Origin of the sequence: Robinsoniella peoriensis, assembly GCF_000797495.1 — a bacterium.
Classification (GTDB): Bacteria; Bacillota; Clostridia; order Lachnospirales; family Lachnospiraceae; genus Robinsoniella; species Robinsoniella peoriensis.
The window spans coordinates 353666-367175 of sequence record NZ_JTGN01000003.1 but is presented as its reverse complement, the minus strand read 5'-3'; the positions used below and the strand labels follow the sequence as shown (position 1 = coordinate 367175).

The following is a 13510-nucleotide window of genomic DNA, read 5'->3' as shown; positions in this document are numbered from 1 at the left end:
TTTCCCTCCCTATAATTGCGGAATCCTGATTGTAATAACCGTTCCTACATCGGGTTTACTTGCTATTTCAAACTCACTATTTTCATACATTCCTCTGATTCTTTTATAAGCATTTCCCAAACCAATTCCGATCAGATTGCCACCCTCCTGCTCCATTTGCTGCCTCAACCCTGCCAAGATATCCGGCTTTATTCCACTACCGGTATCTGCAACCGTAATGCACAGTATCTGGTCACACTCCTCAATATTGATTGTAATCTTCCCACCCTCTTCCTTTTTAGAAACTCCGTGAATAATTGCATTTTCCACCAGTGGCTGAAGTGTAAAAGAAGGAATCATGACCTCATCTCTGTCTACCTGGCATACAATTTCATATTTGATTCGGTTACCAAATCGTATTTTCTGCAGATAAATATATTCTCTGATCACACACAGTTCTTTGGTAAGTGAAACCTCTGCTTCCATCGTCTTTAAATTGTAACGGAACAATGTACTAAGCGCTTTAATCATCTTCTCTGTAGTTTCCGCATCCTCCAGTTTGGCCATCCCGCTGATCACATTCAGCGTATTAAAGAGAAAATGCGGATTGATCTGATTCTTCAGCATATCTAATCGGATCGCCTCTAAGCGTCTTTCCAGATCCACACGTTCCATTTCCCTCGTATGAAGTAAATCCATTGTCTTTCTCTTCTCTTCCAGTGCTTGAATATATTCACCTGTTGCATATTTCATTTTATTAAACGCATGTACTAACTCGCCCAGCTCATCCTGACTCTCAACCTCCACATCCGCCACTGTGTAATCATTCTCAGCAATTTTTTTCGACACCTCAACAAGCTTTATAATTGGTGATATAATTGTCTTATTCAAAACATTTGTCAATTTACATATACTCAAAAATAAGACTATTGCAAATACCACTGCCGTTATCAGAATTTTTTGAAGAACAGGAATTTTGTTCTGATAAGACGCATTGCCCGTCTCCATTGTATATCGCATCAACGTCCGCGCATAATCCTGCTGGTATCCCTGCATCTCATAAACCTTATACAAATCACTTATATAATCGGCGCTATTCCCGTGTTTACTTAGTATCTCCTCTCGCTTACCGGCATAGACCGGATAACTATTTCGAATCGACCACGTCTTAGAATAGCGGTATTCTTCTCCAGGGAAATACTCAAAGGGCAGGTTAGCGATCATGATCCTGGTTCTTTCACATGCCGTATCTAACTCTGCCCGCTTTTCTTCATTCGGATTCTTAATATAGTCTTCAAATAACAGAGTTTCTTCTTCCAGCGCGTCTACAAGTGCACTGCTCATCGCATTTTCTTTCAAAATCCGACTGAAGTCTACCAAGGAGAATTTAACTGTCCAAATATTAAAAATTACAGCCAATGAAATAATGATAAATACCATGGTGCTAAAAGATCCAATCTTCTTTTTTATTGTCATGGACCTCCAGATATCTCCAATTCTCTTTACTAATGCTAATCTTCTCATACTTTTCTTAATCTTCTATTTACATATTCTAAAAAAATATCTTTAACTTCCCCCGTCACCCGATCCGGCAGCAGAAAGCCTTCTCTACCGTGGATTCGAATTACAATCATCCGAGGTCCTTTGATCATTCCCTGTACTTGCTTCCATTTTACTTCTGAATCCTGCCCGTCTGCCGTCACATAGAGCCCGAAGTCATCGAATCCTAATTCCATAACACGGGGCATCCCAGCCACCTGTTTCCATGCCTTCCAATAGATAATCCCGGGCTGTAACAATGGAAACAGGCAGCATCCAAAAAACATCAATATCTTAACAGATAGATTAGCACTATTCCAATAACTGTACATCAGCAAAATCGATGCTACTGTGAAGATAATATTACACATTCCTGCCATTGACCGGTACAGGTTGTACATTGTCAATTTCCACAAATCCAAAGCTGACACTCCATACAGGAACTTAAATTTCATACTTTATACCTCCTGCATATCACAGATCCCACCTGCAATACTGCATTAATAAGTAGTTTGCAAGAAACTTTCAAACTACAACTCTTATGCAAACAACGTCGGAAGCCATAGGCTGATTTCCGGAATAAAAGTGATTAGTAATAAAGTAATGATCATGCATATATAAAACGGCAAGGTTGCTTTCACAACACGCTCCATCGGCACCTTGCTGACCGCCGAACCAATAAATAGTACTGCGCCAACTGGCGGTGTAAGAAGACCAATGCCGCAGTTTAGCACTACCATGATACCAAACTGCACCGGATCGATTCCGATTGAAGTCGCAATTGGTAAAAGAATCGGAGTTGCGATTAAAATGATCGGCGCCATATCCATAATGCATCCCAGAACCAGAAGAATCAGATTCAGCAGTATAGCTAACATGATGGGATTATCCGTTAATCCAATAATTGCATTTGCAGCTAATTCCGGCACATGAAGACGTGTCAGGCAATATCCAAAGATACTGGATGTTGCAATCAAGATCAACACAATCGACAAGGTATCAATACATTGCCCCAGGGTACGCCATACACCTTTCCAATTCAGTCCTTTATAGATAAACACACTGACGATCAAACTATAAATAACAGCAATCGCCGCCGATTCAGTCGCCGTAAACATTCCGCCAACCACGCCAAATACAACAATCAGTACAGCAGCCAATGCCCAGAAAGATACACTAAGCTGTTTGATCAGGTTCCTGATACTAAAATTATCGCCTTTCGGATATTGTCTCTTAACAGAAATAATATAAGAGCCAACCATCAGTGAAACTGCCAGTAACGCACCCGGTAAATAACCAGCGAGGAACAGACTTCCGACTGAAATTCCTCCTGCTGTCGTTGCATAAATAACCATGTTGTGACTTGGAGGAACCAAAAGCCCTTCGCAGGATGACGTAACGGTTACTGCAGTAGAAAAGTCATCATCATATCCCTGTTCTACCATCATCGGAATCATGATGGTACCAATAGAAGCTGTATCTGCTGCCGCTGACCCTGAAATTCCACCAAAGAAATACGAAGCCACAATATTAACCATTGCCATACCACCGCGCATCCATCCAACACAGGCATTTGCCAATGCAATCAATTTCTCAGAGATGCCCCCCACTCCCATCAGGCATCCCATGGTAATAAAGAACGGCACCGCCATCAGACTGTAGGAGCTGATTCCTTTTACCATCTGCTGACAGATGGTCGTAAGCGGAAGTCCCTGATTCAACAGGCACAAAAGAGAAGATAGCGCAACCGCATAAGCAATCGGAAAACGCAGTATTATCATAATTAGAAAACTACCGAGTAATACTAAGACAGCCATATTATCTGGATTCATCTGCTATTTCCTCCCTTGTGAATAATTTTTTTGCATGCTGGTAGAATACTTCGATTTCAAATATAACCATTGCTACTCCGGCTAAAGGAACGGGAAAATACTTCCAGAATCTTGACAGCCAGGTTATGCTTACATAGGATCCTTTTGATCCTATTTCTACAGCGTATCTCCATCCGACTATAATCATAACGATAGCCAGAATAAAAATTGCGATATCAGCTATTATATCAAGACTGATCACAACTTTCTTGGGCATATATTTATCAAGTGCGGTCATACGAATATGTGAACCGTTTCTGATCGCCAGTGCAGCTGATAAAACTGCCAGATAAGCCATACAAGTCAATACAATCTCTTCGCTCCATGCCGGATCCGGTATAAACGAAACATATCTTCCTAATACCGTAACACTTGTGATAAGAATATCAATGACCAAAATCAGCTTGCATAAAAGCAGTGTAAATTTGTATACTGCATCATATATAGGCTTCATTTTATCGATTGTTGAAAATATATTTGTCATCGCTGATTAACCTCCTAAACAATTGGGGCACAGAAGATTTAGCTTCTTTCTCCTGCGCCCGTAAACTTTTGACATATATGTCTTTCCAGATACCTTACTGCATATCAAGAATCTGCTGATAAAGATCCTTATTGTCTGCTGTAGAAGATTCAATGATATCTTTACAAGCTTCCTGCCACGGTGTAATATCATCAACATCGATTATATTAACGCCTTCCGCTTTCAATCCCTCTAACACTATGTTCTCTGCTTCTTCTGATCCTTCTTTGTTGAGAGCCGATGCGTATTTACCCGCTTCCGTCAGAATTCCCTGCTGCTCTTCTGTCAGTGCATCCCATGCTTTATCCGTAATGATTACCTGAACCGCGCCAAGCGTATGGCCATCTAAAATCATATTAGGTGCAACTTCCTGGAAAGCGTTTGACTTATAGTTAGCAATAGGTTGTTCCGCACCATCTACAACACCTGTCTGCAACGCTGAATAAAGTTCACCAAAGTCGACAACCGTCGGAGATGCTCCAAGTCCTTCTACCATGCCATTCATAACCGGGTCATTGGAAACACGAAGCTTCATGCCTTTAAGATCTTCCAGTCCTGTGATTTCCTTAGAAGTAAAGAAATGACGGAAACCTTCTTCACCATAGAATAATCCTCGAACACCGCTACCATTTTCAGAAGGTTCTGCTAAAAATTCCTTTGCCAGTTCTGATTCTGCAAAATTCCAGAAATGTTCACGACTTACAAATGTAAACGGAACGGAGAGCAGCTTTGATTTCTCACCGCCGTAGCTCGTCAGTGCGAAAGCTGAAATACGAGACATATCGATCGTCTCACCACCACCAAGCATTGTGTCGAGAACATCGTTCTCAGATCCCAATACACCACTGGCCTGAATATCTACCTTGATAGTACCACCTGAGAGTTCTTCTACTTTTTCCTTAAACGCTGAATCCATCTGTCCTGCAATTGTATCTAACGGATTGACTTCGGCAAACACAAGGGTAACCTCCGCTTCAGCCGCTTTAGCCGTTTCTTTTGGTGCCTCAGTCTCTTTATTATCAGTTACTGCCTCCGTTGACTTTCCTTCAGTGCTGGTTTCCGCTGTCGGAGATGTTAATGAACACGCCGAGAGAGATAACACCATTGCTGTGCATATTACCGCCGCTAAAACTTTTTTCTTCATAAATAAATTTCCTCCTTTAGTTTATGCTTTCTTTGTTATTATAATAATTATAGTTGCTGTTTTGCATAAACTAAAGCGGATATTCTTCTCATTATTAGGATATTTTTAACATCTCGCCATGAAACCAAAATCTATTTCTTTGGATGATGTTATTTGGAATTTCGGCTGCCCTGTGTCTCCAGTATTTCATCTACATTATCCACAGTAACGATTCGATAAGGTAAACGTATATATACTTGATCCGTAAGTTCCACATCATCTGGCAGCTCCGTTTTCATTTCCAGTGAATATGCCAATTCAAGTATGGTATACGCCTGTCCTATAGCATCGTTTAGTACTGTTCCATTCAAATATCCTTCTTGTACAGCTTTCAATGCCGGATATGTACCATCTATTCCTACAATGAGCGGCCAGTCCTGTCTGCCGTCATCCTTCCATGCATCAATTGCTCCAAGTGCCATATCATCATTATTTGCCAATATCAGCTCAATTTCATCGCCAATTCCCTCCAGCCACTGATTCACTTTAGTCTTTGCCTGCGCCCGGTTCCAATTCGCAATTTCATCTCCCAGTTTTTCCAGGCTGATACCAGCCTCTGTAATGGTCTTTATAGCATATTCAGTTCGCACCAATGCATCCTGATGCCCCGCTTCACCTTCCAGTATTACATACTGCAGCTTTCCATCTTTATTCTTATCCCATTTGGAAATTCCATTTCCTCCAGAGCACAGATCTGCCACAATTTTACCCTCTATCTCTCCGGATTCAGATGCTATGGCACCTACATAATAAAGTTTATCCCACCTCTCCAGATCTTCACGGACAAGTTCTCTATTAAAAAATATAATCGGAATATTTGCATTCTTTGCTTTTTCAATGACCATCGTAGCATCCGTACGATCTACCAGATTTATGCATAAAATATCACACCCCGCATCAATAAAACTCGTCACCTGATCATTTTGTACACTTTGCTTCCCTCCCGCGCTTACCACTTCAATATTAATTGTAATCCGTTCCTTTTTTTCTTTTTGTTTTGCTACAGTTTTCATACACTCGGTCAAACTAGCTACAAAAGTATCATACTGATCATAGACACTTACTCCTATTTTCAAACTATTTGGTGTTTCTGCATTGTCACGACTAAGCTCTCCCCCACATCCCATTAGAAGCGTAAAGGTGCAAAACAATATAAGGCTCCATGTACATTTCTTTTTCATGATCTCCTCCTGTAACTAATGTATAATTGGATATAATAACTGTTCATTTTCCTGCAAATGAAGTGTTTCCGTAGATACCTGATGGTGGGCAATTGTCTTGATATCTTTTGAATCTTCTTTACGCATACTCCCTATCAGCGCATCTACTGCTTCGTATCCCATAATAAATTCGTTTTGAAATACAATTTCGCTGATTACCCCCCGATCTAGCGCATATACGATTCGTTCACTGCTTCCCATACCATACAACTTTATATTTGATTGACGATTACCGAGTATATCCGCAATTTGTTCTAATATTTTGTCATTTAAAGCCACGAAGGTCACCGATTCTTCTTTTTCTATAATTTTGCGTATATCTTTTTCCTCATGTCTGTCCACCCTTTCTACCTTTCGGCATGCCTCAGACATTTCGTCCATAAAACCCTCCAGACGTTCTTTTTGGTTCATACGGTTATCCTCCACAGGTAAAATTTTTATAAGTTCTTCGTCATCTGTCTGAGCTAATACGTGCTTCGCCAGTACCTCCCCCATCTCATAGGCATCTGCCTTCACACAGGGAATTACATTCTCTAAATCAATTTCACTTTCCACTAATACAACGGAAACCGAGTTCGAGATCCTTACTAGGTAATCTGACATTTTTTCACTGTCAGCTACTGCCACTACGAGACCCTTAGCCCCATTATCAACCTCGCGTGTTAGCAGTTCCTTCTGCTCTTGACAATCATCCGTTCCCTCCATTATTACAAAGTTTACCATTGCACCCAGATCTTTTGCTGCCTGATTAACACCTTCTTTAAATGCCGTCCATCTTCCTGTACTGCTTCCATATACGACCACTGATATATCTACCTTGGGCTCCGTACTCTTCGTCGGAACAATATAGAAATAAACCATAACCATAAGTAAAATTAACATTCCCACAAGACAGCCAAATACTATCCAGTTTTTTTTAGTCATATGCATTCTCCTTTTACAATGGTTTTTTCGGAAGGTGAATACGGACCGTAGTTCCTATATCCAGTTCACTCTGTATTTCAAGTCCATAAGGTTTTCCGAAGTATAGACGTATCCGTTGATGAACATTCACCAGCCCCACACCCGAACCTTTTTTATGAATTCGTCCGTTATCTGTGAGAAGATAGTCTACCATTTCCTTGGGTATCCCAAGTCCATTGTCCACAACATCTATAAAAATATCACCATCCTTTTCATATCCTTTTACTTCAATTAATCCATCTCCATCCATATACTCCATTCCATAGTATATGGCATTTTCCAAAATTGGCTGAATGATCAGCTTAATTGTGCTGTATTCCATGATGGCTGCATCAACATTTATTTTAAATACAAACCGATTCTTATAACGTGTTTTCTGAATATTCATATAGTTTCTGGCATGTTCCAGTTCATCATAAATAGTTATGATTGTCTTCCCTTTACTTAAACTAATACGAAAAAGTCTGGCTAGTGCTGTAACCATGGAGATAGCTTCCTTATATTGTTCTACCTCAATCATCCACACAATGGAATCTAAAGTATTATATAAAAAATGAGGATTAATCTGAGACTGTAAAGCATCTAATTCACTTTTCCTTTTAGACTCCTGCTCCTGAACAATATCTGCCATTAGTTTTTGCATCTGTACCACCATAGATCGAATGGTCCTTCCCAAATGGCGTATTTCGTGTGATCCTCCTTCATAAATATTCAGGCTCAGATTTCCTTTTTCCAGCTCCTTTACTGAATCTTCTAATTTTTTAATTGGTGTAGCAATTCTGGTTGAAATCAGCATATTTAAAATAGACATCAACAGAATAGCAAATATTACAATTGTAATAACAAAAAATTGAATTTGGGTCAGACTCAGATACAGTTCTGCTGTAGGAACCACACTGACAATTTTCCAACCTGTATATCCTACCGTTTTCACCGTTACCGAACGCTCTATGCCATCAAAAGTTTCTCTGTGCGTACCATCATCATAAGTTGCTGCCCTCAAGTTATTTTCTGTATTTAATTTTGAATATATAGCCTTTTGACGAGGGTGATATATAATCTCCCCCTCACCTCCAATCAAATAGATATATCCATCACTATCCGTATTTACCTTGTAAAAAAGCTGCTCAATTCCACTGAAGCTCATATCTACCAGCAGAATTCCCCTTCTGATATCACCATCATCTGTCAGTTCTATAATACGACTCAAAGATACCACCCAGTTGTAGCGGTATGCACTGTCTTCAAACAAATTTTGTACATGTGGTGTGGAAAAATGTAGATTTTCTATCATGGCATTTGCTCTTTTATACCAATCCTGTACGGTGATATCTAAATTTTCTTTCATACTGGCCACCGGTGCAGCCCCGACCAACTGCTGTTTATCATCAAAACAGGCAATACTAATCAAGTCATCCTTATTGGCCTCGTATAAAAGATTCATTTCCTTATCTAAGTTGTCCGTAGAGAGATCTACCTTTTTTATGACACTATAATACATGGAATCAGAAATCCGCATCATCCCTCTAACATAGTTCTCCAGATTCAAGCTCACCTGATTAACCAATTGTTCGCTGTTTTTAATAATCAGTTCTTCCGTGCTGGAGCTAAACTTTCCATACAACAGGATACCTGCAAATCCCATAGAAATTACTGCTGTTATAGAAAATGATGCAGAGATTAACGTACTGATACCCGCTGTACGGAAACGATATGCAATATAATTCCAACATTTTTTTATTCTGATTTTAATTTTAGCTTTCATTTTGCTCCATTATACTCATTCTGTATTTTGATGGGGATACTCCATATTTTTTCTTAAAAACGTAACTAAAATAGTTAGGTTCCGTATATCCCACCTTTCCCGCTATAACGTATGTCTGATCCTGAGTGTTATTTAACATTTCTATGGCGACTTCCATTCGAATATTTGTCAGATACTTGACAAAATTCTGACCTGTCTCCCTTTTAAAAATTGTAGAAAAATAAGCAGCACTAACACCTAAATTTGCGCAAATTACATCCACAGATAGCGTACTCTTCGCATAATTCTCTTCAATGTACTGCTTTGCCTTCTCCGTCAGCATCTTGGTAGAATCTATCCGTTCCTGATGTATGAAGGAGTGGAATTTGAAACAGGTTTGATACAACCTCTCTCCCAGAACATCCAGAGATTCAAATTTTCCGACATCCTGATAAAAATTTATTTCGCCATCAAATACCTCCTCTAAATTCAAATCATAACTCCTGCCAAGTTTGGCAAGACCCGTAACCAGTTCCATAATTGCAACCTGAAATCTGGGAAGCGATATATTAGAGTTTTTAAGCTTATAGATCAACGCATCCACGGCAACTTTTAGTTCTTGTTTATTCCCTAGTTTTACCGCTTTCATAACCTCTTGAATATCCTGCTCTTCTAATCTAAAATCGTGGTTAATAAAGGGTTGAATATCTTTAATAAAGATTGCCTGATTTGGTTCCAGAAGTACCCGATAATCTACAGCATCCTGCGCTCCTCTATAAGAAACCATTAAATCTCCAAGAATTTTCACCATCTGTCCAATACCTGCAGTCACATTTACTTCCAACAGCTTATGAGCACTCTTGCAAATCTGATCAAGTTCCCTGATAGCCTTTGCAAAATGCTTTTCACCTTTAAGCATCAATATCACCACAACTGCGTCCAGATATACAAAACTACGTATATCGAACTCATCATCCATATTCTCATATACAATCTGCTTTAGAGAAAGATTTAGCAGTTCTTGATGATGTGCATCGGTTCGAAATACAGCAACTGCATAAAAGTCCGACTCTAGATTCACCTCATAGGTACGGTTCATCTCCTTAATTTGTTCATTCAGAATCCTTCCCTCCAGAAGTCCCGCCATAAATTGCTCTTTCATTATAGGAAGGCTCTGAAGATAATATCGAAATAATTTATCCTGATTTCTTTTGGCATCTACCTCATCGTCCAGACTTTTCCTAATTCTTGCAAATACATTACTTAGCTGTTCTGAATCAATTGGCTTTAAAACATACTCCTCTACCTCCAATTTAATAGCCTCTTTCGCATAGTCAAATTCATCAAATCCAGAAAAGATAACTAATCTTATATTTTTCTGCCCTTCCTTCAACCGATGACAAAAGGTCAGACCATCCATAAAAGGCATCTTAATGTCGGTCATCACCACATCTGGCCGTAGCTTCTCTGCCAGTTCCAGAGCTTCCTCTCCATTTTCCGCGGTTGCAATCACCTGGAAACCAATCTGCTCCCAGTCTAGCTTTTTTGCAATTGCCTGTCGAACCGCTTCTTCGTCATCTACCAGCATCACACTATAAAGCCCCATTTTTTCTACCTCCAAACTTTACTTGTAACTATGAAATAAAATATCATGATTACAAATATACTTATTAGGATTTTTGTCAATATATCTACCTGTCTGTAACTTAATGGCACTTTGTCATACAAACGTTCTTTTGCATTTTTTCGCTCACTGGCTGCATCACCCAATAGCTTCTGCCTCTCTTTTTCCGTCAATTCTTCAGTGCTTTCTTTGTCTATTCTGTCATCAACCATAGCATTTCCTCGCTTTTACTATTTTACTCAATTAGCATAATTCCTATACGTAATATAGGGCGTCACAAAGACGCCCCACACATACATTATTTATTTTTTTGCCAGATATTTTCTAAGATCAACAGCTACTGCAATAACAATTACAAGACCCTGTACAATATACTGGTAAGATGGATCCACTCCTAAGAACTGTAAAGATACTTTTAGAAGTTCAAATACAAGTACACCGACAAAGATACCTGAAATTTTACCAACTCCACCATTGGTAGATACACCGCCAATAGTACATGCTGCGATTGCTTCCAACTCATATCCTAATCCTGTATTTACTGTTGCCCCAGCTGCTTTTGCTCCTGTCAGGAATCCGCCCAGTGCATATAGACATGCCGCTAATACATAGATGAGAATCAGTGTTTTCTTTACATTTACGCCAGATACCTCTGCTGCATTTTCGTTACCTCCTATTGCGTACATATATTTACCATGGCGTGTCTTGTTATATAAGAACCACATTAAAAGTCCAATTAACAAAGCTATATAGAACAGATATGGTACTCCAATCTTTCCAGTCGCTACATTTGTATAAATCTTTGAGTAACCGCCTAATGGATCTGCCCCCGTGTATACCAAACAGATACCATAAACAATTGTCTGCATACCCAGTGTGGCAATAAACGGCGGCACCTTAAAGTATGCGATAATAAGTCCATTAAAAAGTCCGAATACAGCACAAACTGCAACTGCTGCTAAAAGTGCAATAAAAATATTTACTTCACCGATATTCGGGAAAAACTTTCCACTATAGTCGGCTTTTTGAAGCAAAGTACCAGCTACACATGCTCCCAAACCTACCATTCGACCTGCTGAAAGGTCTGTACCTTTCGTGATCAGGCAACCACTGACACCAAGCGCAATAATGAAACGTACCGCCACGTTAGTAGACACATTATTGAAGTTATTCATTGAGAAGAAATTATTCTTCGTAATTCCAACGAATAAAACCAGCAATAAAAGAATAAATACAATGGCATGATTGAAAATAAATTCTTTTATATTAAAACTTTTTGCTTTATTCATTTTATATCCTCCTATTCAAATCGAGTTGCAAATTGCATAATTTTTTCCTGTGTAGCTTCTTTATCGTCCACCTCTCCAGTAACCTTTCCATTACACATAACTACAATTCTATCAGACATTCCAATCAACTCTGCCATTTCTGATGAAATCATAACAATTGCTTTTCCCTGTTTTGCCAGTTGAATCATAATTTGATAAATCTCGTATTTTGCACCGACATCAATACCACGGGTTGGTTCATCCATGATCAGGATATCCGGATCATTTGCCAACCATCTGGAGATAATTACCTTTTGTTGGTTCCCACCGGAAAGTGACTGTATCTGAGTTTTACTGCTTGGTGTTTTAATACTAAGCTTCGCTACATTATCCCGTACCAGTTTCTCTACTTTTTTATTATTTAAAATAAATCCCGCATCTAAATACTGCTCAATGGAAGCAATTGCAACATTATCTGCAATAGAAAGCACTCCAAAGATACCTGTCCCTCGTCTATCTTCCGTAATCAGGCCGATTCCACTTCGAATCGCATCCTGAGGTCTTTTTATTTTTAATGGTTTTCCTTTATATGTAATCTCGCCCGAAGCAACATGACGAATTCCAAAGATAGCTTCCATCAGTTCTGTTCTCTGAGCACCTACCAGACCTCCTAATCCCAAAATCTCTCCTCTTCTTAAAGTAAGATTTACATCTTTAAAAGAATTTGGTAAAATACTTGTCAGCCCATTTACCTTCAAGATTACTTCACCTGGTTTGTTATCCTTCGGTGGATAAATATTTGTCAGTTCCCGTCCTACCATTTTGGCAATAATCATATCTGTAGTCATATCTTTTGCTGCCCATGTACCTACATACTGCCCGTCACGCATAATTGATACTTCATCCGAAATTCGTAGAATTTCATCCATTTTATGTGAAATATAGATAATCGATACGCCCTTATTCTTTAATTCATTAATAATCCTAAAAAGTGCCTCAACTTCTGTTTCCGTCAGCGAAGAAGTAGGTTCATCCATTATTACAATCTTTGCATCTACTGATACAGCCTTTGCAATTTCTACCGACTGCATCTGCGAAATAGATAGGCCTCCCAGCTTTGCTTTAGGGTCGTACTCCATATGTACTTCTTTTAATAGTCTATCCGCCTCTTCATACATCATTTTATGGTCAATTACCTGAAGTACACCATATTTTTTTATAGGATAGCGTCCGCAGAAAATATTTTCTGCTATACTTCTCTCAGGTATTGGCTGTAACTCCTGATGTACCATAGCAATACCTTTGTGCAGAGCATCATTTGCATTGATTATATTTACCTTTTCACCATTAAAAATTACTTCGCCTTCATCCATTTTATAAATACCAAAGAGGCATTTCATCAGTGTGGATTTTCCGGCCCCGTTTTCTCCCATTAGTGCGTGCACCGTACCCGGTCTTACTTTGAGACTTACCTTATCTAGTGCCTTTACGCCTGGAAAGCTTTTTGAAATGCCGCGCATCTCTAACATATACTCGCTCATCCATACACCATCCTTCCCTAAAGACAGGGTATGCATAACGCACACCCCGACGGTT

General features: G+C 39.3%; 12 protein-coding genes. All 12 read right to left on the bottom strand.

Translation table 11 applies throughout. The features are described from left to right. Positions 1-9: 9 nt before the first annotated feature. Positions 10-1503 carry a sensor histidine kinase gene (locus QR40_RS08105; protein ID WP_027292194.1) on the bottom strand — a complete coding sequence of 498 codons (1494 nt, stop codon included), beginning with the start codon at positions 1501-1503 and terminating at the stop codon, positions 10-12. Then, positions 1500-1973: a YcxB family protein gene (locus tag QR40_RS08100; protein ID WP_027292195.1), complete on the bottom strand. Its 474-nt coding sequence runs from the start codon at positions 1971-1973 to the stop codon at positions 1500-1502. The genes QR40_RS08105 and QR40_RS08100 overlap by 4 nt, the downstream gene beginning before the upstream one ends. Before the next feature lie 84 nt (positions 1974-2057). Further along, positions 2058-3350 carry a TRAP transporter large permease gene (locus tag QR40_RS08095; RefSeq protein WP_027292196.1) on the bottom strand — a complete coding sequence of 431 codons (1293 nt, stop codon included), beginning with the start codon at positions 3348-3350 and terminating at the stop codon, positions 2058-2060. Further along, positions 3337-3873 (bottom strand): TRAP transporter small permease, encoded by a 537-nt coding sequence (locus tag QR40_RS08090; RefSeq protein WP_027292197.1) that lies wholly within the window; start codon positions 3871-3873, stop codon positions 3337-3339. Before QR40_RS08090 ends, QR40_RS08095 begins: the two co-directional genes overlap by 14 nt. A gap of 94 nt (positions 3874-3967) precedes the next feature. Next, positions 3968-5056, bottom strand: coding sequence for a TRAP transporter substrate-binding protein (locus QR40_RS08085; protein ID WP_027292198.1), 1089 nt, complete (start codon positions 5054-5056; stop codon positions 3968-3970). Positions 5057-5205: 149 nt separating this feature from the next. Next, positions 5206-6276 (bottom strand): galactose ABC transporter substrate-binding protein, encoded by a 1071-nt coding sequence (locus QR40_RS08080; protein WP_027292199.1) that lies wholly within the window; start codon positions 6274-6276, stop codon positions 5206-5208. Positions 6277-6291: 15 nt separating this feature from the next. Further along, complete coding sequence (locus tag QR40_RS08075; RefSeq protein ID WP_044294264.1) at positions 6292-7239, bottom strand: substrate-binding domain-containing protein; 948 nt, start codon at positions 7237-7239, stop codon at positions 6292-6294. Positions 7240-7252: 13 nt separating this feature from the next. Next, positions 7253-9043, bottom strand: a complete 1791-nt coding sequence (locus tag QR40_RS08070; RefSeq protein ID WP_027292201.1) for a sensor histidine kinase — start codon at positions 9041-9043, stop codon at positions 7253-7255. Further along, entirely contained in the window at positions 9033-10628 is a 1596-nt protein-coding gene (locus QR40_RS08065) for a response regulator transcription factor (RefSeq protein ID WP_027292202.1), read from the bottom strand. The genes QR40_RS08070 and QR40_RS08065 overlap by 11 nt, the downstream gene beginning before the upstream one ends. A 5-nt stretch (positions 10629-10633) precedes the next feature. Beyond that, positions 10634-10858 carry a hypothetical protein gene (locus tag QR40_RS08060; RefSeq protein ID WP_044294263.1) on the bottom strand — a complete coding sequence of 75 codons (225 nt, stop codon included), beginning with the start codon at positions 10856-10858 and terminating at the stop codon, positions 10634-10636. A 90-nt stretch (positions 10859-10948) separates the two neighbouring features. Further along, positions 10949-11935, bottom strand: a complete 987-nt coding sequence (locus QR40_RS08055; protein ID WP_027292204.1) for a galactose/methyl galactoside ABC transporter permease MglC — start codon at positions 11933-11935, stop codon at positions 10949-10951. Between the two features lie 11 nt (positions 11936-11946). Further along, on the bottom strand, positions 11947-13455 hold the full coding sequence (locus tag QR40_RS08050; RefSeq protein WP_027292205.1) for a sugar ABC transporter ATP-binding protein: 1509 nt from the start codon (positions 13453-13455) through the stop codon (positions 11947-11949). Between the last annotated feature and the right edge of the window lie 55 nt (positions 13456-13510).